General features: G+C 61.2%; 17 protein-coding genes. 9 read left to right on the top strand and 8 right to left on the bottom strand.

Features of this window, described 5'->3' with window-relative positions:
- Entirely contained in the window at positions 1 to 939 is a 939-nt protein-coding gene (locus ACN9M2_RS03990) for an MlaD family protein (protein WP_371024551.1), read from the top strand.
- Positions 936 to 1,541, top strand: a complete 606-nt coding sequence (locus ACN9M2_RS03985) for an ABC-type transport auxiliary lipoprotein family protein (RefSeq protein WP_426286882.1) — start codon at positions 936 to 938, stop codon at positions 1,539 to 1,541. Before ACN9M2_RS03990 ends, ACN9M2_RS03985 begins: the two co-directional genes overlap by 4 nt.
- A 55-nt stretch (positions 1,542 to 1,596) precedes the next feature.
- On the opposite strand, the gene ACN9M2_RS03980 is transcribed toward ACN9M2_RS03985, so the two are convergent.
- A complete protein-coding gene (locus tag ACN9M2_RS03980) occupies positions 1,597 to 2,109 on the bottom strand; it encodes an alpha-ketoglutarate-dependent dioxygenase AlkB family protein (RefSeq protein WP_426286881.1) in 513 nt (170 codons plus the stop codon).
- Between the two features lie 83 nt (positions 2,110 to 2,192).
- A complete protein-coding gene (locus ACN9M2_RS03975) occupies positions 2,193 to 3,593 on the bottom strand; it encodes an amidase (protein ID WP_426286880.1) in 1,401 nt (466 codons plus the stop codon).
- Between the two features lie 144 nt (positions 3,594 to 3,737).
- Here ACN9M2_RS03975 and ACN9M2_RS03970 point away from each other — a divergent pair, with 144 nt between their 5' ends.
- From ACN9M2_RS03970 to ACN9M2_RS03940, 7 genes are all read left to right on the top strand, one after another.
- Positions 3,738 to 5,345 carry an electron transfer flavoprotein-ubiquinone oxidoreductase gene (locus tag ACN9M2_RS03970; RefSeq protein WP_426286879.1) on the top strand — a complete coding sequence of 536 codons (1,608 nt, stop codon included), beginning with the start codon at positions 3,738 to 3,740 and terminating at the stop codon, positions 5,343 to 5,345.
- Between the two features lie 2 nt (positions 5,346 to 5,347).
- A complete protein-coding gene (locus ACN9M2_RS03965) occupies positions 5,348 to 5,644 on the top strand; it encodes a hypothetical protein (protein ID WP_426286878.1) in 297 nt (98 codons plus the stop codon).
- A gap of 60 nt (positions 5,645 to 5,704) precedes the next feature.
- Complete coding sequence (locus ACN9M2_RS03960; protein ID WP_426286877.1) at positions 5,705 to 7,732, top strand: glycosyltransferase; 2,028 nt, start codon at positions 5,705 to 5,707, stop codon at positions 7,730 to 7,732.
- Positions 7,733 to 7,734: 2 nt separating this feature from the next.
- On the top strand, positions 7,735 to 9,783 hold the full coding sequence (locus ACN9M2_RS03955) for a glycoside hydrolase family 99-like domain-containing protein (protein ID WP_426286876.1): 2,049 nt from the start codon (positions 7,735 to 7,737) through the stop codon (positions 9,781 to 9,783).
- Positions 9,784 to 9,907: 124 nt separating this feature from the next.
- Entirely contained in the window at positions 9,908 to 10,654 is a 747-nt protein-coding gene (locus tag ACN9M2_RS03950) for an electron transfer flavoprotein subunit beta/FixA family protein (RefSeq protein WP_426286874.1), read from the top strand.
- Between the two features lie 22 nt (positions 10,655 to 10,676).
- Entirely contained in the window at positions 10,677 to 11,618 is a 942-nt protein-coding gene (locus tag ACN9M2_RS03945; RefSeq protein ID WP_426286873.1) for an electron transfer flavoprotein subunit alpha/FixB family protein, read from the top strand.
- A 281-nt stretch (positions 11,619 to 11,899) separates the two neighbouring features.
- A complete protein-coding gene (locus ACN9M2_RS03940) occupies positions 11,900 to 13,621 on the top strand; it encodes a DUF6077 domain-containing protein (RefSeq protein ID WP_426286872.1) in 1,722 nt (573 codons plus the stop codon).
- Here ACN9M2_RS03940 and ACN9M2_RS03935 read toward each other — a convergent pair.
- The 6 genes from ACN9M2_RS03935 to ACN9M2_RS03910 form a co-directional block, all read right to left on the bottom strand.
- Positions 13,558 to 14,586: a glycosyltransferase family 2 protein gene (locus tag ACN9M2_RS03935; protein WP_426286871.1), complete on the bottom strand. Its 1,029-nt coding sequence runs from the start codon at positions 14,584 to 14,586 to the stop codon at positions 13,558 to 13,560. The two genes, ACN9M2_RS03940 and ACN9M2_RS03935, sit on opposite strands and share 64 nt — an antisense overlap.
- Positions 14,583 to 15,029, bottom strand: coding sequence for a GtrA family protein (locus ACN9M2_RS03930; protein ID WP_426286869.1), 447 nt, complete (start codon positions 15,027 to 15,029; stop codon positions 14,583 to 14,585). Before ACN9M2_RS03930 ends, ACN9M2_RS03935 begins: the two co-directional genes overlap by 4 nt.
- A 44-nt stretch (positions 15,030 to 15,073) precedes the next feature.
- Positions 15,074 to 17,230, bottom strand: coding sequence for a hypothetical protein (locus tag ACN9M2_RS03925; protein WP_426286868.1), 2,157 nt, complete (start codon positions 17,228 to 17,230; stop codon positions 15,074 to 15,076).
- Positions 17,231 to 17,347: 117 nt separating this feature from the next.
- Positions 17,348 to 18,199, bottom strand: a complete 852-nt coding sequence (locus tag ACN9M2_RS03920) for a class I SAM-dependent methyltransferase (RefSeq protein ID WP_426286867.1) — start codon at positions 18,197 to 18,199, stop codon at positions 17,348 to 17,350.
- A gap of 52 nt (positions 18,200 to 18,251) precedes the next feature.
- Positions 18,252 to 19,442 (bottom strand): acyltransferase family protein, encoded by a 1,191-nt coding sequence (locus tag ACN9M2_RS03915; protein ID WP_426286866.1) that lies wholly within the window; start codon positions 19,440 to 19,442, stop codon positions 18,252 to 18,254.
- Between the two features lie 51 nt (positions 19,443 to 19,493).
- Positions 19,494 to 20,411 carry an NAD-dependent epimerase/dehydratase family protein gene (locus ACN9M2_RS03910; RefSeq protein WP_426286865.1) on the bottom strand — a complete coding sequence of 306 codons (918 nt, stop codon included), beginning with the start codon at positions 20,409 to 20,411 and terminating at the stop codon, positions 19,494 to 19,496.
- Positions 20,412 to 20,448: the final 37 nt, after the last annotated feature.

The following is a 20,448-nucleotide window of genomic DNA, read 5'->3' as shown; positions in this document are numbered from 1 at the left end:
ATGGAAACCCGTGCCCATCATGTCTTGATAGGACTGTTCACCGTCCTCGTCGTCTTCCTCGGCCTCGGTTTCGGCGTGTGGCTGGCGAAGGCGCATTCGGACCAGGAGTGGAATTACTACGACATCGTCTTCAACGAGGCGGTGACCGGCCTCTCCAAAGGAGGCGCGGTGCAGTACAACGGCATCCGCCTCGGCGACGTCATGCAATTGCGCCTCGATCCGGAAGATCCACGTCGCGTGCTGGCGCGTGTCCGCGTCGAAGGCGATACGCCGTTGCGCAAGGACACCCACGCCAAGCTCGCCCTGACCGGAGTGACCGGCGTCGCGATCATCCAGCTTTCCGGCGGATCGCCAGGCAGCCCGCTGCTGGTGGGCCACGATGGGGAGGTGCCGGTGATCATCGCCGATCCCTCGCCCTTCGCGCGCCTGCTGGCCAACGGCGAGGACCTCATCACCAATATCAACCAGGCCGCCGCGCGGGCCAGCGAATTGTTGTCCAAGGAAAACGTGCACCGGATCGAGAACACCCTCGATCACCTGGACAAGACCACGGGCGTGATCGCGGACGAGCGCGAGGATATCCGTTCCCTCATCAAGCAACTGGCCCTGGCGACCCAACAGGCCAACGACACGCTGGCCGAGAGCCGTACCCTGGTACACAACGCGAACGGTCTCATCGACGGCCAGGGCAAGGCGACGCTGGAAAGCGCACAGCGCGCGATGGCTTCACTGGAACATTCGATGGCGTCGGTCGACCGGCTGCTCAACGACAACAGCGACGCGATCAATGGTGGCGCCGCCAGCCTGGGCGAACTCGCGCCCGCGTTGCGCGAACTGCGCGACACGCTGGGCTCGCTGCGCTCCATCACGCGCCGCCTCGACGAGAATCCCAGCGGCTATCTGTTCGGCCGCGAAAAGACCAAGGAGTTCACCCCATGAACCGTGCCCGCCTCGCCGCTCCGCTGGTTCTCGCGCTGCTGACGGCGTGCTCGATCCTGCCCAAGGCGGAAACGCCACATATCTATACGTTGCCGGCCGCGCCCGGCGCTCGCCCCGCCTCGCCGGCACCGGTGAACTGGGCGCTGCGCGTCGCCGCGCCCAACGCACCGCGCGCCCTGGACAACTCGCGCATCGCGGTCGTGCCGGAATCGAACACCATCACGGTGTACGGCGGCGCCCGCTGGGCGGATACCTCGCCGCACCTCTTCCGCGAACGCCTGGCCGACGCCTTCCGCGATACCGGACGCGTCGCCGCGATCAGCACGGACGACAGCAACCTCGCGGCCGACTACGAACTGGGCGGCGGGCTGGGGGCGTTCCAGACCGAGTACGTGGGTGGCAAGCCTGAAGTGGTGATCCGCTACGACGCGGTGCTGGCGAATACACGCAAGCACCAGATCGTGGGCAGCCGTCGCTTCGAGGTACACGAGCCGGTCGATGGGAAGGAAGTGCCGCGGGTGGTGGAGGCCTTCGGGCGGGCGATGGACAAGGTGTCGGCGGACGTGGCCGGGTGGACGTTGCAGACGGTGCCGGCGAAATAGGTTGTCGCAAAAGAGCGTCGCCGACAGGGTCGGCGATGCCGTTGTGGGAGCCGCTTCAGCGGCGAAGCTCTCCGATGTGCCGAAAAGTAAGGTTTATCCGCGGCCCCGCGACCCGTTTGCGCACCGGCAATTCATGCTTGTACAAGCGTTGCGTGCCACCTGCCATCCGCAGCAGGCTGCCGTGCGGCAGATCGACAGCCACCGGCTCGCCACCCGCCTTCGCCCGGAAGCGGAACGTCCTCTCGGCACCCAGACTCAACGAAGCGATCAACGGCTCCGGGCCCAACTCCGGCTCATCGTCGCTGTGCCAGCCCATGCGATCACCGCCGTCGCGATACAGGTTCGCGAGGACGCTGTTGAAGCGGCCGCCGCAGGCCTCGGCGACGCGCTCGCGCAGCCTCGCCAACACTGGCGTCCAAGGGTGCGGTACAAAACGCGTGCCCGAATAGCGGTACGTGGCGTCCTCGTCGCCGATCCAGGCGCTCAGCCGAGGCGAATCGACCACCCGGCCAAACATGCGGATGCGATGCACTTCCCAGGGCAAGTCGTCGAGCAGCCGCGCGAGCAAGGCATCGGCCTCTTCGCGGCCCAGCCATGCCGGCGCGAACGTGACGTCCGCGCCGGGTAGCTCGATGCGATGCCAGCCGGAGTTCAGGCCGGCTCGACCGGATAGGCCGGCTCGGCGTCCAGCGAGGACGCACATACGCCGGCCAGTTCGAGCAGGCGGAGATCCGAGCCGCGCGCGCCGACCAACTGGAGGCCGATCGGCATGCCGTTGGACAAAGTACCCATGGGAATGCTCACGGCCGGGCAACCGGCGAGGCTGGCGAAGCTGCACAGGTCGGCCTGCGAGGACGGCACCGGCCCATCGAGCGGGAACGCACCCTGTGGTGTCGTAGGCAGCACCAATACGTCGACCTGGGCGAACAGGCGGCGCATCTTCAGCGTGGCCGCGTCGAGCACGAGGTCGGCCGCCACGTAGTCGGCCGCGGACTTCCTCGCAGCGAAACCGACCATGTCGCGGAAGCCGTTCGATACCGGATAGGCCTCGTCGGCCAGTTCGGTCGCAAAGGTATTGAGCATTTCCGCCTCCATCAGCAGGAGACCGGCGCGGCGGGTCCGGGCGAAGTCCCAGTCGGAGAAATCGACCGTTCGGCGTTCGCCGAGTTCGCCCTTCAGCTTCGACAGGGCGTCGTTGAACACGTCGATGACGTCCTGTTCCACGCCGACCGCCGCCAGATCCGGCAAGAAACCCGCGCGGAGATTGCCCGGCTCCCAATCCGGCGGTGAAAAGGCGACGCGTCGCCGGCGGGAGCGCGCGTCATCGGCGTCGTACCCGGCCAGCGTCTGCAAGAGCACCGTGAGGTCGTCCACGCCGCGCGCCAGCAGGCCCACCGCGTCGAGGCGGCGGGCCGCCGGTACCAGGCCGCGGGTGGAGATTTCGCCATGCGTGGGCTTCAGCGCATAGACACCGCAGTAGCTCGCGGGCACGCGGATCGAACCGAGTGTGTCCGAGCCGATCGCCGCCACGGCGAGTCCTGCGGCAACGGCCGCCGCGGCACCGCCCGACGATCCACCCGCGGTGTAGCCATGGCGATGCGGATTGTGCGTCGCGCCATGGAAGGGGTTGTTCGTGGTCAGGCCCAGGGCGCCTTCGTCCATGTTGGTCTTGCCCACCAGCACGGCCCCCGATGCGCGCAGCCGCGCCACGATATGGGCGTCTTCCTCGGGAACGACGGTGCGCCGCCGCATGCCTGCCCTTGTAGGCACGCCGGCGACGTCGAAATTGTCCTTGATGGCGATCGGCATCCCGTCGAGACGGCCGATGACACCGTCGCGACGCCGCCTGTCCGCCGCCAGGGCTTGTTCCTGGATCAGGGAGACGCTGTAGTCGGCGAAGGCGTTGAGCCGGGGGTTCAGGCGCTCGATGGCGTCCTGGTAAACGTCGGAAAGGGCCTGTGGCTGGACCCGTCCAATGGCCAGCCAATGCAGGATCTGCAGCAGTGTGGCGCGTCGCATGTCGACATCGGCGACCGGCGGCATCGTATTCATGAAATCTCCTTGCGCGTGGGACGATTATGAACGTGCCATGTGAAGATCGTGCAACCCTATGTTTGAAACGCCGATTTGCCCCGCTCCCGGCGAAACCGGACAATGCCGGGTTGATCCCGCAGCCAGCCGTTGAGTGAGCCAGCCATGAGCGAACGCGAAACCATGGAATACGACCTCGTCGTCGTCGGGGCCGGCCCGGCGGGCCTGGCGTTCGCCATTCGTACGAAACAACTCAATCCCGAGGTGTCGGTCTGCGTGATCGAGAAGGCCTCGACGATCGGCGCCCAGATCCTCTCCGGCGCCGTCATCGAACCGGCCCCGCTCGACCGCCTCCTGCCCGACTGGCGCAAGAACCCGCCGCCGGTCTGCGTGCCGGTGGCCAAGGACGAGTTCTGGTTCCTGCGCGACCACGCCTCCGGCATCAAGGCGCCGATGACGCCGCCGCAGATGAACAACCACGGCAACTTCATCGTGAGTCTTGGCGCGCTGTGCGCCTGGCTGGCGCCACAGGCCGAGGCCCTGGGCGTGGATGTATTTCCCGGCTACGCCGCGGCCGAGGCCCTGTTCGACGAAAGCGGCGCGGTGAACGGCGTGCGTATCGGCGACATGGGCGTCGCGCGCGACGGCAGCCACAAGCCCGGCTACACGGAGGGCATCGACATCCGGGCCAAGGTGACCGTCCTGGCCGAAGGCTGCCGAGGCCATATCAGCAAGACGCTGATCAAGAAATTCGACCTCGATGCCAACAGCGATCCGCAGACCTACGGCATCGGCATCAAGGAACTCTGGCAGCTGCCACCCGGCCGCGGCGAGCCGGGCAAGGTGGTGCATACCGTCGGTTGGCCGCTGGCCAGCGACACCTATGGCGGCAGCTTCCTGTACCACATGGACAACGACCGGGTGGCGGTCGGCTTTGTGGTCGGCCTGGACTACCCCGATCCGAACTTCTCGCCCTTCGAGGCGTTCCAGCAGTTCAAGCACCACCCCAACTTGAAGGGCCTGCTCGAGGGCGGCAGCATCGTCTCGGCGGGCGCGCGCGCCATCATCGAAGGTGGCGCGCAATCGCTGCCGAAGGTCGAGATGCCTGGCGCGATCCTGATCGGCGACTCCGCCGGCCTGGTCAACGTGCCGAAGGTCAAGGGCACCCACCAGGCCATCGCCTCGGGCATGCTCGCCGCCGAACATCTCGTCGCGTCGCAGCTGTCGCCGGTTGGTTGGGATGCGAAGCTGCGCGGCTCCGCCGTCCTCGATGAACTGAAGAAGGTGCGCAACATCCGGCCTGGCTTCAACAAGGGGTTGTGGTGGGGGTTGATCAATGCGGCATGGGAGACGGTGACCGGCGGGCGTTCGCCCTGGACGCTGAAGAACCATGCGGACTGGTCGGCCCTGGGCAAGCTCGGCAAGTACGAAGCGCCGAAGACGGATTATGTCGACCGGACGCTGGCCCCGCGCGACCGGCTCGCGAGCGTGTATTTCGCCGCGACGGAGCATGACGAGGACCAGCCGGTGCACCTGAAGGTGGCCGATACCTCGATCTGTATCGAGCGGTGTACCACCGAGTATGGGAATCCTTGCCAGCGGTTCTGCCCGGCGGGGGTGTACGAGATCGTGCAGGATGAGGCGGGGCGGCGTTTGCAGATCAACGCGGCCAATTGCGTGCATTGCAAGACGTGCGATATCAAGGACCCTTATCAGATCATCACCTGGGTGACGCCTGAGGGCGGGTCTGGACCGAATTACCAGAACCTCTGACCATGCTCGTTCGCTTGGGATGGCTCGCCTGGTTGGGCCTTGTCGCGGCATGCATCTGGTTGACGTGGCATGCGCTGTTCGACGGTGCCGTCCGGGATCACGACATCCAGTTGGTGGCCCTGTCCCACAACCCCGTGGCGGCTGTCGACGCCCGCGTACGCCAGGTGCTAGAGGCCATGGAGCTCTGCGGCGAGGCGCACAAGCTGAACGTGATTGGCGACAAGGCCGGCCTTCGGCTATTGGATCTGGCCCAAAGGGACGATCAGCCCAGTAACATGAGCGGCCGGACCCGGAGGTAAGCGCCAGTGTCGACTCCCTTTTCTTGGCGTTATAAGCGCTTCCTGAGCATGACGCGACGCGTGCGCGCCAGCATCGCGCTCCGCGGGTGGAAGGGGACGATTGGGCGGATTTCGCAGGATCTGGCGCGGCGTCCGGATGTGGATGATTCGCTGAGTTTGTTGCCATTGGAGGCGGCTTTCACGTCCCTGTCCGTGCCCACGTCAGCGACGCCTCGCGTCAGTGTCGTGATTCCGGTGCACGGGAAAATCGAATACACCTTAGCCTGCCTGCGCTCCATCGCGAACGCCCCCCCGACGGATCCGTTCGAGGTGATCGTCGTGGACGACGCGTCGCCGGACAATACCGCAACGATCCTGGCAGGGATTTCCGGAATGCGCGTCATCAACAACGAAAGGAATCTCGGTTTCGTGGGCAGTTGTAACGCGGGCGCCGCGGCGGCTCTTGGCGAATATCTCATCTTCCTCAACAACGACACGCAGGTGACGCCCGGCTGGAGCGACGCGCTGCTGCGGTGTTTCGAACGCCATCCCCGCGCAGGAATTGCAGGCAGCCAACTCGTCTACCCTGATGGACGCCTCCAGGAAGCGGGCGCCTGGGTGTTCGCCGATGCGTCGGCATGGAACATCGGACGCTTCACCTCGCGGAAGAATCCCGCGCTTCGGTACGCCCGCACTGTCGATTACGTCTCCGGCGCATCGCTGGCCATCTCTCGTGACTTGTTCGACTCACTGGGCGGTTTCGACGCACGTTTCGCGCCAGGCTATTACGAAGACACTGACCTCGCCTTCGCCGCTCGCGCTGCTGGGCGATCGGTCTGGTACGTGCCCGACAGCATGGTAGTGCACTCTGAAGGCATCAGTTCCGTTGGCCTCGGAGACACAGGGATGAAACGCTACCAAGCCGTCAACCAGACCAAGTTCGCGGAAAAATGGCGCGAGGCCCTGCGGAAGCAGCCGGCGCCTGGTACACCGCTGGCCGTCGTGGATCGCGCACGCCATCGCGGTACAGTGCTAGTGGTGGACACCGTCATGCCTGACGTGTCACGCGACTCGGGCTCGTTGCGCCTCGCTGGAATATTGAAGCTGCTGCTAGCGGATGGCTGGCACGTTGTCTTCGCGCCCGACGACGGGCACGCCGAGGACACTGCCATTCGAGAGCTTGGCGCACTCGGCGTCGAGGTGCTCGTCAAGCCATGGGTGAGCGGCGTGCCGTCTTGGCTCGCAGCGAATCATCGTGATCTGCACGCAGCCATTCTTTGTCGCCACACCGTGGCGGCGCAGTACGAAAGCCTGGTGCGTCGACACGCGCCAGGCGCCAAGCTGATCTTCGATACGGTGGACCTGCATTTCCTGCGGGAAGGGCGCGCCGCCGAACGCAGCGGCAACAGGGCCCTCGCCAGACAAGCCAGGGCCAGCAGGCGCCAAGAGCTGAGACTGATCGAGACAGCCGACACCACCTTCGTCGTCAGCGAGTACGAACGCGACATGCTCTGCCGGTTGATGCCGGGCGCGAGGGTGGCGCTCCTCTCCAATATCCACGACATTTACGGACGCGAGGCGGGCTTCGAAGGACGGCGCGACCTTCTTTTCATCGGTGGTTATGGTCACCCGCCGAACGCCGATGCGATGCACTGGATGGCGGATGACATCCTGCCAGCGCTCAGGCAAGTGGTGCCGGACGCGCGGATATGGGTTGCCGGAGACGTGCCCGACGCCGAGCGTCGCGCCTTCTCCGGCGCCGGGCTGGACATGCTCGGTCGCGTCCCCGATCTGGCGCCGCTGATGAACTCGGTCCTCGCGTCAATAGCACCGCTGCGCTTCGGCGCCGGGGTCAAGGGTAAGGTCAATATGGCCATGAGCCATGGATTGCCTGTGATTGGCAGCACCGTTGCCGTCGAGGGCATGCGGCTCGCGGACGGGCAGGAAGTCCTCGTCGCAAATGATGCGAAATCGTTCGCCACGGCTTACGCACGCCTCGCGGCGGACGAAGCACTCTGGAACCGCCTTTCCGATCATGCGCTGCAAAACGTGCGCACCCACTTTTCCGCCGATGCCGCCATGGCGGTCTTACGCAAAGCGATCGACTGACGATGCGTCTCAATACCATCCTACGCTCCCTGCTGTTTCGCAGTCTCAGGCTTGGCTTCAGGCTGACACCGATGCCCGCGGCTACCCGCGATCGGATACGACAACGTTTCCTCGATCGTCATGGTTCATTGGTACCCACCGCCCCTGAAGGACGACCGGCACCACCGCACGCATGGCGTCCGTACGACCACTCGGCGCACCGCGCACTGGGATTCGTTCCCCGTCGCAATGAAGCGCTTCCCGTGCCGTTGCCAGCGACCGTTGTGGCGTTCTATCTCCCACAGTTCCACCCGATCCCGGAAAACGATGCATGGTGGGGCACTGGTTTTACTGAGTGGCACAATGTCACCAGGGCATTACCGCAGTTCGAAGGGCATCTACAGCCGAGGTTACCCGGCGACCTCGGTTACTACGATTTACGCCTTCCAGAGGTCATGCGCGAGCAGATGACACTCGCTCGCGAGTACGGCGTTGGCGCGTTTTGCAGCTATTTCTACTGGTTCGCCGGCAAGACACTGCTTGAGAGGCCGATGAAGCAATGGCTGGCCGACCCGTCGATGGATCTACCGGTCTGTCTTTGCTGGGCGAACGAGAACTGGTCGCGTCGCTGGGACGGTCGCGCGGGCGAGGTCCTGATCGGCCAAGCGCATAGCCCCCGGGACGACTTGGCGTTCATCGAGTACGTGTCGGTCTATCTGCGCGACCCTCGCTATCTGAGGGTAGAAGGCAAGCCGATGTTGCTCGTCTATCGGCCGGGTCTGTTACCCGACCCACGCGCAACAGCCGATCGCTGGCGCGCGTGGTGTCGGGAGAACGGTCTCGGTGACATCCATCTCGCCTATATACAGAGTTTCGACAACGTCGATCCGTCGACCATCGGATTCGATGCCGCCGTAGCTTTTCCGCCGAACAACATGAGCCTGGAACCTATCAATCCCGAGTATCGGCTCATCAATACTGATTTCGCGGGGCACCTCTATGATTGGCGAGATCTGGCTGCGCAGGCGATGGCCGCGAAGGAGCCGGCCTACCGGCTTTACCCCGGTGTGAATCCCGGGTGGGACAATGAGCCGAGACGTAGCACTCGCGGCAGGAGCTTTGTCCGCGCCACTCCCAGGGCCTTCAGCGCATGGGTACGCCACGCCATAACCACTGCAGGAAAGCGCAGCCCTAGCGCACCGCTGGTTTTTGTGAATGCATGGAACGAATGGGCGGAAGGCGCCGTACTCGAACCTGATGTGCGCCATGGCTACGCGTGGCTTGAAGCGGTGCGGACGGCGCTGGGCCCTGAGGTGCCGGTGCGGACGCGGCCATGTGTCGTGATCCACGTTTGGTACCCCGAACTGTTGGAGGAAATTGTCACTGCGTTGCGAGCTACGGGATTGACGTTGCGCTGGATTCTCACCGTCCCCACGGAGCGGGAGGAGGCTGTTCGGCGCGAAACGGCGAGACTCCATCTCGACGCGGAACTCGTCGTCGCACCCAACAGGGGGCGCGACATCCTTCCGTTCCTGCGCCTCGCCGGAAGACTTCTGGATGAAGGCGAAGATGTGGTTCTGAAGTTGCACACCAAACGATCGACACATCGGCAAGATGGCGCTGCCTGGCGTGCGGAACTGCTGGAGCGGCTGGTTGCGCCGGACCGTACTGCCGCCATTGTCCGTGAGTTCGAGGGCGATCGACGGCTGGGTCTGGTCGCACCGGAGGGACACGTCCAACCGCTGAACTTCTACTGGGGCGACAATGCCGCCAACGTGGAGTACCTGTGTTCTTTCATTGGCATTGATGCGCCGAAGACCGACTCGGACACATTTATCGCAGGCAGCATGTTTTGGTGCCGCTTATCGGCACTGGCGCCACTGATAGACGCCCCCCTTTCCGAGTTGGAGTTCGCTCCGGAAGCTGGACAGGTCGACGGAACCATGGCCCATGCGGTGGAGCGAGTGATTTCATTGACCGCCAGGGACGGCGGTTTCCGAACCGTTTCGGCCGGGTCACTGGTGGGCATCGAGGAACCGGGAGGGCCGTACGCCTATGCCCAACGGCATTGATCCGGAAAGATCGATTCGGGCCTTTCGCACTGCGTCAAACGCCAGTTTGAAGATTCGCTAGAATACGCCGTCAATTCAAAGCCCCCGGTGTCGCCGTGGGCATTCCAATGAACAGGAACCGCGAATGAAGATTCTGGTCGGCTACAAGCGCGTCGTTGACTATAACGTCCGCATTCAGGTCAAGCCCGACGGCACCGGCGTGATCACGGACGGCGTGAAGCTCTCCGCCAACCCGTTCGACGACATTGCCCTCGAGGAGGCCCTGCGCCTACGCGAGAAGGGCGTGGTCGAGGAAGTGGTCGTCGTGGGGATAGGGCCGGCGGACCTGACCGCGCACCTCCGCAACGGCCTTGCCATGGGCGCCAACCGCGCCATCCACGTGCAGACGGCGGACGCCGTCTCGCCGCTGACGGCCGCCCGCACCTTCCTGAAGCTGGTCGAAAAGGAGCAGCCTGGCTTGGTGATCCTGGGCAAGCAGGCCATCGATGACGACGCCAACCAGACCGGCCAGATGCTGGCGGCCCTCTGGGATCGCCCCCAGGCCACGTTTGCCGGCAAGGTCGAGATTGCCGATGGCAAGGCCAGGGTTACCCGCGAAGTCGACGCGGGCCTCGAGGTCATCGAGGCCGATCTGCCCGCCGTCATCACGACCGATCTCCGCCTCAACGAGCCGCGCTTCATCAAGCTGCCGGACATCATGAAGGCGAAGTCCAAGCCGATCGACGTGATCGAGCTGGGCTCGCTGGGCGTCGAGACCGCCGACCATATCAAGACCATCCATTACGCCGCTCCGCCCAAGCGCAGCAAGGGCGTGATGGTGAAGGACGCCGCCGAGCTCGTCGCGGCCCTCAAGCAGAAGGGCCTGCTGTAAGGCAGCCGACCGGAGAATCGACATGACCAAGATCCTCGTTATCGCCGAACACCTCGACGGCAAGCTCAATGGCTCCACCGCCCGCGCCGTCAGCGCAGCCGCCGCCGTGAAGCCGGACGCCATCGATATCGTCGTGCTATCAGACGCCCCGGAGGCGGTAGCCGCCGAGGCCGCCAAGATCGACGGTGTCAGCAAGGTGCTGACCGTGGCGCGCGCTGAAAATGCGCGCTGTCTCGCAGCCGTCTATGCGCCGCAGATCGTCAAGGTGGCGGCTGGTTATACCCACGTCTTCGCGCCGTCGACGACCTTCGGCAAGGACCTCGCGCCCCGCGTGGCCGCGCTGCTGGGCGTGTCCCAGGTCAGCGACGTCATGAGCGTGGAAGGCTCACACACTTTCAAGCGCCCGATCTATGCCGGCAACGCCATCGTGACAGTGGAAGTCGATGCGTCCTCCATCGTGGTCGCGACGATCCGCACCGCCTCCTGGCCGGCCGCCGCGTCCAGCGGCTCGGCGCCGATCGAAGCCATGAGCGTCGACGCCGTCCTGCCCTCGCACACCCGCTTCGTCGACTTGCAGCAGGGCAAGAGCGATCGCCCGGACCTTCAGGGCGCGCCCAAGGTTGTCTCCGGTGGCCGCGGCGTGGGCTCGAAGGAGAACTTCGAAATCATCTACAGGTTCGCCGACAAGATCGGCGCCGCCGTCGGGGCGTCGCGCGCTGCGGTAGATGCGGGATACGTCCCAAACGAAATGCAGGTTGGCCAGACCGGCAAGATCATTGCGCCGGAGCTTTACATCGCCATCGGCATTTCGGGCGCGATCCAGCACCTGACCGGCATCAAGGATGCAGGCACGATCGTCGCGATCAACAAGGACGCCGAAGCGCCGATCTTTGAGATTGCCGACATCGGCCTCGTGGGCGATCTATTCAAGGTACTCCCTGAACTTGAAGCGGCCATTGGCTAAGCAATGACGCTCGGCATGATGCTTATGCTGACCACGAGTGTGCGTTGAACCTTCTGGCGTATTGCATCGTTGCACTTGCGGGATGGACACTCGCCGCCAACGGAGTGGTCCTGGTTGGTGGCTCGCTTCGTCTATTGGTCGTGGTCGGACCCGTCGCGAGCGTCCTCGCATTAGTTGCCCTGCGACTATGGCGGCACACCTCCGAGGCTCCCCCAGCGGTGAGTCCGCCGCTCGCTGTTGCGCCTGGACCTCCCGAACGTAGGTCTGCGGCTCTCGTTTGCATGGCTGCGGCGGTCACCGCCCTCCTAGGTTTTTCATGGGTGGCGTTCTGGGCTGCCGCAGTCTGTTATTTCCTTTACGCGGCAAGAAGCGCTCGATTACTTCCTGGCGCTACGACTGGGTCGCATGCGCGCGAATGGCCTTGGCCATTGACGCTTATGTGCATCGCGAATGCGCTACTCGCGCTCTGGGTTGTACGGCCAGACCAGGACGACGCATTTTACGTGGGGGTATCAGCGTTTGCCGCCGGACACCCGGGCGAGGCTCTTCTCGCCTTCGACCCCATGTTGATGGAAAGGTCGTGGCCGCTAATCTTCCCAAGCTATCGATTCGCCAGTTACGAGTTATTGGTGGCCGCGATCGCGCATGTCAGTGGTATGTCTGCGATCACCATCGCGCATGTCATACTGCCTCCATTGGCCGCCGCCGCCGCGATCCTGGCGACGTATTCTCTGGCTCGCGAACTTCGGCCAGGCGCCGCTCTCGTTACGACATTCGTCTTCATGTTACTGACGATCGTGCTCGGCGAAACGGCCCGCTCGCCCGCAAACTTTGGTTTCGATCGCATCTTTCAAGGGAAGGCGGTACTACTCTCGGTCATCATTCCGTCGATATATACGTTTACGTTCAGATGCACGAGGCATCCGCAAGGCCGGAAGGACCTGTATGTTCTGGGCTGCGCGTACCTGGCCGCCATCGGCACATCAAACTTCGGCATGTTGATCGCACCCATCGCAGGGCTGACTGCGGCCGCGGCGACATACGGCGCTGACCGTTCATTCCGTCGGCGAAGCCTGGAAGCAGGCGCGCTAGCCATCATCCCGTTACCGTATCTGGCCTGGGTGGCTGCGGCCTCACACGCAGGCTCAGCTTTGGCCAACGTCCCCCTCGAGAGTGCGGGGCAAGTCTGGACCTCGACATTTGGTCGATACGGTCAATATCTCATCGCATTTACTCTGCTTATAGCGCCAGCTCTCACAGGCGATCGTGTAACACGTAGGCTGCTGTCCATTCCAACGCTGATCTTCTTGGGAGTGGGACTTAATCCCGTTTTGTCGGCTTACATCGCGCGCTTTCTCACGACACCGCCTGTTTACTGGCGGATGACCTGGCAGATGCCGGTCTTGATCATTTCAGCGACTGCGATCGCCATGTTGATAGGCAAGGTCACCGTCAGGAATAAAGAATATCCCCGCAATGCCATCTATCCCTGTGCCCTTCTGGGCATCAGCGCCATGCTGCTTTGGTTGACCCAGTTCAGTACGTGGAGCCAGGCCAACGGAACGTCTTGGGCCTTTGCTCAACCAAAGCTGATACCTGCTGATGCAGACACGGCAAAGATCGCTCTCGATCTTGCCCGACCTACCGGACGAATTCTCGCGCCGGACAACGTATCAAGCATCATGGCGATGACGGAGAATCATCCACCCTTGGTCGTCGCCCGTAGCATGTATATCTACATGCTGCGCGATCTCATACCCCGCGACGACTATGAAATACGAATGCGCTTGGCCATGTGGGTCAATGGGAGCGCGGACATCGACAACGCGCAGTTAGCGCACGACCTTAGCGCCTTGCATGTCAGGGTCGTGGTACGGCAGAAAGACACTGCCGCAACGGCACTTCGAGAAGCGGGCTTCACCCCCGTCGCGGAATCCGCTTACGAGACTATATGGGCGTCAGACAGAGCGTTCGATCGCGAGCCCTTCATGCCTCGCCGGTGAATCGCCCTCCTTGGAACGGAAGCGATGTCGTAACCGATGAATGCCAATAGCAGTTGCAGCCCCCAGATAAGACTGACTGCAGTAATCATGATCGTTCCGACAGGTGTCGAACGACCACCCGCCGCCGACGACGCCCAGTGCGTTCCTCCAAAGAGGATCGCAAAGAGTAGCAGCATGATCGAAACAACGAGCTCGACAGAAGCAAGCGACACGTCGCGCAAGAAATAGTTGTAGAAGATTCTCTTGAAGAAGTTTCTCGCGTGCTTGAAGAGAAATTCCCCGAGTATCTGTCGAATGTGCAGATTACTAACTTCGTCTCCGTATTTTGCGTCCATTGGGATATCGACCACGGCGGCACGCAGGGTATTCAACCGAAATAGGAGATCCGTCTCGAAGAAATAGCGTTTACTTATCCTATCGAAGGGAAGCCTGCGAGCTACATCTGCGTGAATGGCCGTGTAGCCATTCGTAGGATCGAAAAGATCCCAATACCCGGTCGAAAGCTTCGCCATGAAAGACAGTATGGCATTTCCCAAAATGCGAATTCCAGGCATGCTGCCAATATTACGCAAATCAAAAAACCTATTACCCTTCGTATAGTCGGCTTGGCCTGTCGCTATGGGAAAGACGAACTCGGGTATCAATGAAGCATCCATTTGTCCGTCACCGTCGACCTTGACGATGACATCCATGCCAGCCGCGACGGCCGCACGATACCCCTCCATGACTGCACCTCCCACACCTGTGTTCTCTGCGTTGAAGAGCACGGTCACGCGCGAGTCAGACACACTATCCTGCACCAGCTTTCCGGAACCTTCGGGACAGCAGTCGTCCACGACAAATATATGATCGCAATAGTCCAGGAGCGAAAGGACGACGTCCACGATATGGCGCGACACCTTGTAAGCCGGCACCACGGCGGCAACCCGCGCCTGAATAGGAACTTCGGTACGTTGGGTATTCATCTGTAGATCCAATGCCGGGACACAAGAAAACTGACTATCGCGAGGAGAATTTCAATAACCGGTTTTATCATCCACGCGGTGACGAGCCCCAAGGTATGCGTAGCAAGGGCGAGCGCGCCTGTACTTACCGCAGTCGCGGCCAGCCAGAACAACGCAAACCGACCCAGATGCACGCGATGCAGGCGCTCATCCTCTTTCAGGAAGGTGATCTTGCCGTTGAGCCAGAAGCCAAGAAGCGCACCGGTCATCCGGGCGACCACATTGGCAATGGGAACAGATATGCCCCAATGCGACAGCCCAATGAAGGTCGCCGCGTCAACGACCAATTGCGCCCCGCCCACGGCCACGAACAGCAACACCTCAATGCACCATATTGGCAGGCGCCTTGCGATGGGCTGCACGAACTGTGGTAAGCGCGAGGTGACCTTATGATGAGCCGTCATGCCAGCTCCTCGACTCGGCAGGAGCATGCCTGCTCGCGGACGAGCTAGAGAACATGGCGTCGCCCTCCCCACTCGCCGTCCTTACTCGTAAGGAACACGTCATCGCGACCCGCAGCATGATTGAAGACGCCTACTGCGTACCAATGGGGCTTTCTCGGTCCGGCAGGAAGCGACAGGACGTAATGGACCAATGAGTTCTGCCGGATCGTGGTCTCGTGGATTGGAGCGTAGGCCTGGGTAAGCTCGCCCTGTCCATCCATCGAATGAACAAACAAGAGCCACTGCGAACTGGAATTCGGCATCGGCGATTCCTGAGACACATACACGTCGACTTTGGATGTGCCGTCATCTTGGGATGTGACGGTCACGCCGCGTATCGTTGCGACCAGAGCTTCCCCAAAATAGAGGGATATGGGCTCACGGACGAGATTGCCATCAAGCCCCTTGATACCCTCTTCCGACACGGTGTCTGGGCTGCGGAATCCGTCATGGAAGACTTGACGGAATGTGTGTCCCGGTAAAAGCCGTTGCCTCGCGGCCTTCGCCACAGCCGAAGGGTCCAGAATTTCCAGCACCCGCACGCCACCATCAGACACAACTCGAACGCCGTCTGCTTCCCCGAGAGTCGATAGCCAAGCACGCACGAGTGCTTGCTCCTTGTCGAAATCGTCAGCCACGCGAATAGTGGCTGCGACCGCACCTGCGTGCTCGTACGGATCGAACACCACAAATCGGGCCGCCAGCATTTCATCCAGACGGTACGCATGTTCGCGAACCCAATCGATCGGCAAGGCTGGGTTCGAATTTCCGCCCTTAAGCCCGAGTACGCGATTCCAATCCATCACTGCTTCGAAGGCTTTGACCTTGGGCGCGACGCCGCAATAATAGACGATGCTAGTCCGTCCTGGTTCACGACTGAGAAGTTCAGAAATTTCTCTACCCTGCCTGACCTCTTCCGAATGGAGATTCGTCGTCAGGTTCAGCCCCATCACCCTTTGTATTCCTGGCGACGGGTGCGATTCGAGAAGTAGCAGACCAATGATACCAGTTGGAATGAGAAGTAGCGCCGAACATGCAACGACGACACCGCGCACTCTGGTGGAAAGCCAGATCAGGCTCGGAACCACGCACGCCAGCGCCATCACCGGAAAAGGAAAGAAATATCGGACGTGCTCGATATTGGTCTGCCCGAGCCATAGCCATGTACCTCCGGCGAGACAGACGATTGCGACACCCAAGCGATCCCAATGACGCTGGAATGCCGTGCAGAGAAGACCAACAAGCAAGAGCACCAGACACGATATCCCAAAAGCCAGATTCAGCTTCTCGGCCACCTGGGCGAGCGTCGGGGTGTGAACCTGAGCGGCGTGCAGCAACTTCATGCTGCTAAGCCCGTACAGATAGTTTTCCTTTGAAAAGTAGGCGGAACGGTAAAGAATCGCGGCTACAAACGCGTAGGAGCCCGCGTAAATCGCCACTCCTTTCCAGAAAGTGCGCGGCGAGATCTTCCGGCGATAGAGCAAACCAAGCGCCATGAGACCCCACGCGCCGGCGATGAGCATCATGAGCGTGAGGCCGGCCGGCTTGATGAAGATGGTGAGCACCGCGATTGCAGCCGACAACAGGGTATCTCGCATCCAGCGCTCGGGGACGGACCGCGTTGCCAACGCTATACCCACCGCTCCAATCGCACCAAACAAGGTATCCACGAATCCCCAGCTTCCCATGACCGGGACGCCTTCCGCCGACGCGAACTGGTAATACGAAGGCAAACTAGCGGACACGACCAACAGCACGCAAAGCACCCAAACGCTTCGCGAGTCCCGCCACGCGGTCCGGCCGGCCGCGACAAGGATGGCGAACGCAAGGATTAACGCGGGAAAGAATGACGAAAAGAAGTAGAACGGCCTGAAGTCTTCCGTGAACCCATAAGGGTGAGTAAAAAATACCGTGCCAAACGGCCGGATCTGGGGAATGAGATTCAGCGGGTTGAAAAATATTCCGTGCTCTTTCACCGCCGACCAGAACGCCTGCGCTTTCTGCACATAAGAGAGCGCGTCGAAAACCGGCGGCTCCGTTTCCTGGCTAGCGTATCGCCAGATGCCGTAGGCCGACACGCCAAGCCACAGCAGCACAAGAAGCAGCACGCCACGGATGACGTAACTGCGACGATGCTCATCCGCCATGTGTGAAGCACTCATCACACAACCCCTGCATTGCTGGGCGGCAAGCCCTCGGAGTGGAAGGTTTCACGTAGAATACTTTTTCTAACGATCATGTATCAGGCAACCCTGGACCAATATGAATTGCAACGCTTTTCATTGATGTCGCTTGCGGAGCAAAAAGAATCGCTGGTCGTAACGCGCGCCATCGAAGGACTCTGCTACGACATCAAAGGTGTCGCTGAATGTCTTTCGAATGTAGGCAGATGGAATAAACGTCTCGCCATAAAATGTCTCATTACGGACACCGCCCCCACTGACCCCTTGCGATGTCGCGTGCACGAATTCCCCGCCCTCATAGCGACGCCGTGCATCTGCAAGGTCAGGAAACAGGCTACCTAAGGCGGCGGTATAACCCGAGACGGCATCACCTTGCTCTTGCGCCCAGCTCAGATAATTGAAGAACGTAGCGTCACGCGTCGTGAAAGCTACGCAGCCCCCTGGCTTCAGAATTCGGCTGAACTCTGCGAACCACGCCTTAGTTGAGCTCTCCGATAGGTGAGAAAACACAGAGTAGGCACTTATGAGATCGAACGTACCGCCTTCAAACGAACTGGGCGGAAACGGCTCGCATACCTTGAAGTTTCCGCCTGGGAACAGCGCTTGAGTAAGTCTGACAAATTCCGGATCAACGTCTATTCCATAAATATTCGCCGCGCGCACGCGCTCAAGGAACAAACGGGCCACCCTTCCCCAACCCACGCCGAAGTCGAGAACGCGCGAATTGGCACCCAGGGTACGAACGCGGCCCTTCTTCATCCCCGCAATGATGTCGTCGTAGAACGAAAAGGCTTGTTCTACGGTATCTCGACCGGCGATGCCCGTCGTGTTCCGCTGCGTGACCTCGTCAGGGAATCCTGGAAGCGGATCTCCAAGTGGAGAAATCCGATTAGTCTCCACCAAGCTCGCCATTACGCTGTCAAACCACTTCCTGCTCTTGAACCACATAAATCCTCCGTAGTGGACTGCGGGAACGCGCGCGTTGCATCGCGAAGTCGGGTCATGATCGATGTGTCAGCCCAGCGCCGGCTCCAGAAGACACGCCTCGCCTGCTGGCGTATGTATAGATTCGTCTTCCTGCCTTAACGAACGGCTCTTCGACCAATTTGTAGGTCACGAACGATAAACCGGAAACGATAAGCAGGGTCACCGCGAAGCAGACAAGAAGCGCAGCCGTCGCGGTAGGAACCCCTGCATAAATCTTTGCGTAGTACGGCGCCATGAAGTAGACGACGGTCGGGTGCAGCAGATAGACCGAATAGCTGACCTTCCCAAGGAAAACCGTCAGGCGGTTGACTAGAAGAGCCCACGGCCAGAAGCACAGCCCGCACATCGCCAGCGAGTAAACAACGCCCTGCCAGTAATACTGCGCGCCGAATACATTGGGCAACCAGCCGCTAAGTAGCGCCATGTAAAGGTAGATGGCCGCCAGGACTAGCATGAGCCCTACCGAAGGCCCGTGCGCACCGCGCCGACCGTCGAGGATTCTGTCCTTCAGTAGAAAATAACAGATGCCACCAAATGCAAAGATGGGTAGGTGGCGCAACACGAACCACTGCCGGACAGACTCGCGCATCGCGTTTTCGACGGGCAGGTAGTCGAGGACGTAGTTGAACACGTGCCAGACCAAAAGCGCGATCACAAAGAAGGCGACGGCACCGTACACCGAATTGACGCGCTTGTAGACCAGCGGGAAGATGGCATAGAACAGCATCTCTACACCAATGGTCCAACCGGCCCAGACAAAGCTTTCCTGTCTACCTGGAACAAGGTTGTACACGAAGGTCATCATCCCTGCCGTTTCCGACAACGAATGATCAACTCCAAATACAGCATGATCGCGCCATAGCGTCAGCAAGAGGACGACGTAGAACAATGGCGCGATGCGAAAGAAGCGGTGCAGATAAAAGCTGAAACGCGGGCTCGGCTCCCTCAGGCGAGCCGGCATCGTGTAGAAAAGGGAAAAGGTGCTGACGACGAAGAACAGGGTGACGCCTGAGCCACCATTTCCCGCAAGTGCCGCGAACCACGGGGGCAGCGCCAGATGAGGTGTCGGCAACAGCACCATGTGATACAGGATCACGTATACAGCCGCCAAGCCGCGTAATGCGTCCAGAAACTCAAGCCTGGCGCGCGGCTTTGCCATCCGTTCAGTCGACGTTGGATCCGCGGCTGCGGTTACGACTTCCATTGATTTTCCCCTTGTACACTGCGCCCCGACAGGGTGGGCTGCTCGATCGTTTCAGGACTGATGTTGCTTGACCCATTGCCAAGCGCGGTCCAGACCCTCATCCAGTCCGACACTTGGAGTCCATCCAAAGGCGTGCTTTGCACGAGTGATGTCGAGAACGACCCGACCCACATCAAAGCTGCGCCCGTCCATTCGACGAATCGTGGGCTCCAAGCCGGTAACGCGTCGGAGCTCCGATATGATCTCATTGACCGTGCAACCTGTCCCGCTACCCACGTTGAATATACCGGTTCTGGGTTGCTCTATAGCCAAGCGGATGAGATCTACTAGGTCGTCAATGTAGAGATAGTCCCTGACGACCTCACCGTCTCCCCAGACCGGAAGCTCGCTCCCCTCCGCAAGCTTGCCGAGGAAAGAGCCGATCAGGCCCTGGAGCCCTGACGTCACCTGTCCAGGCCCATAGGGATTGGACGGTCGCAAGATAACTGGCTCCAGATCGTAGAGGGCCTGATACATGAGAAGATATTTCTCTATGGCAACCTTCACCACGCCATAGGATGAAATCGGCCTAAGTTCATGCTCTTCTGGAATGGGTACGACCTTTGGATTGCCGTATACCGTACCGCCTGACGAAAGATAGACGATGCGCCGGACGTTGGAAGCGCGCATCGCGTCCAGAACATTAATCGCGCCAATCAGGTTCTGCTCGATGTCACGAACAGGGTCCAGATTGGACGTACTGGGCACCGTACTGCTCGCGCAGTGACATATGACATCGACACCCTCGAACACCGACGTCAGCGCGAATCGGTCTGAGAGCGATATGCGAAGGTAGTCTACATTGCGCCAGTTGAGGTCATGCCGCGGCTCGCCATGGTCGACCACACGTACGGAATGGCCCGTATCGCGCAACTTCATAACAAGGCGCGAACCGATGAAACCATTACCTCCAATGACCAATATCTTCACGCTCTCCCCTCGATCACATGTTCCACTGAGTATAGAA

The sequence above is a fragment of the Luteibacter sp. E-22 genome (assembly GCF_049913125.1).
Taxonomy (GTDB): domain Bacteria; phylum Pseudomonadota; class Gammaproteobacteria; order Xanthomonadales; family Rhodanobacteraceae; genus Luteibacter.
Note: the sequence above shows the minus strand (reverse complement) of the source record. Positions and strands in the feature narration are given on the sequence as shown.

What these genes read in the sequence shown, in the direction of transcription:
- ACN9M2_RS03990 (WP_371024551.1), top strand. Translation starts at nt 1, where the DNA reads ATGGAAACCCGTGCCCATCATGTCTTGATAGGACTGTTCACCGTCCTC.
- ACN9M2_RS03985 (WP_426286882.1), top strand. Translation starts at nt 936, where the DNA reads ATGAACCGTGCCCGCCTCGCCGCTCCGCTGGTTCTCGCGCTGCTGACG.
- ACN9M2_RS03975 (WP_426286880.1), bottom strand. Translation starts at nt 3,593, where the DNA reads ATGAATACGATGCCGCCGGTCGCCGATGTCGACATGCGACGCGCCACA.
- ACN9M2_RS03970 (WP_426286879.1), top strand. Translation starts at nt 3,738, where the DNA reads ATGAGCGAACGCGAAACCATGGAATACGACCTCGTCGTCGTCGGGGCC.
- ACN9M2_RS03965 (WP_426286878.1), top strand. Translation starts at nt 5,348, where the DNA reads ATGCTCGTTCGCTTGGGATGGCTCGCCTGGTTGGGCCTTGTCGCGGCA.
- ACN9M2_RS03955 (WP_426286876.1), top strand. Translation starts at nt 7,735, where the DNA reads ATGCGTCTCAATACCATCCTACGCTCCCTGCTGTTTCGCAGTCTCAGG.
- ACN9M2_RS03950 (WP_426286874.1), top strand. Translation starts at nt 9,908, where the DNA reads ATGAAGATTCTGGTCGGCTACAAGCGCGTCGTTGACTATAACGTCCGC.
- ACN9M2_RS03945 (WP_426286873.1), top strand. Translation starts at nt 10,677, where the DNA reads ATGACCAAGATCCTCGTTATCGCCGAACACCTCGACGGCAAGCTCAAT.
- ACN9M2_RS03940 (WP_426286872.1), top strand. Translation starts at nt 11,900, where the DNA reads ATGGCTGCGGCGGTCACCGCCCTCCTAGGTTTTTCATGGGTGGCGTTC.
- ACN9M2_RS03935 (WP_426286871.1), bottom strand. Translation starts at nt 14,586, where the DNA reads ATGAATACCCAACGTACCGAAGTTCCTATTCAGGCGCGGGTTGCCGCC.
- ACN9M2_RS03930 (WP_426286869.1), bottom strand. Translation starts at nt 15,029, where the DNA reads ATGACGGCTCATCATAAGGTCACCTCGCGCTTACCACAGTTCGTGCAG.
- ACN9M2_RS03925 (WP_426286868.1), bottom strand. Translation starts at nt 17,230, where the DNA reads ATGAGTGCTTCACACATGGCGGATGAGCATCGTCGCAGTTACGTCATC.
- ACN9M2_RS03920 (WP_426286867.1), bottom strand. Translation starts at nt 18,199, where the DNA reads ATGTGGTTCAAGAGCAGGAAGTGGTTTGACAGCGTAATGGCGAGCTTG.
- ACN9M2_RS03915 (WP_426286866.1), bottom strand. Translation starts at nt 19,442, where the DNA reads ATGGAAGTCGTAACCGCAGCCGCGGATCCAACGTCGACTGAACGGATG.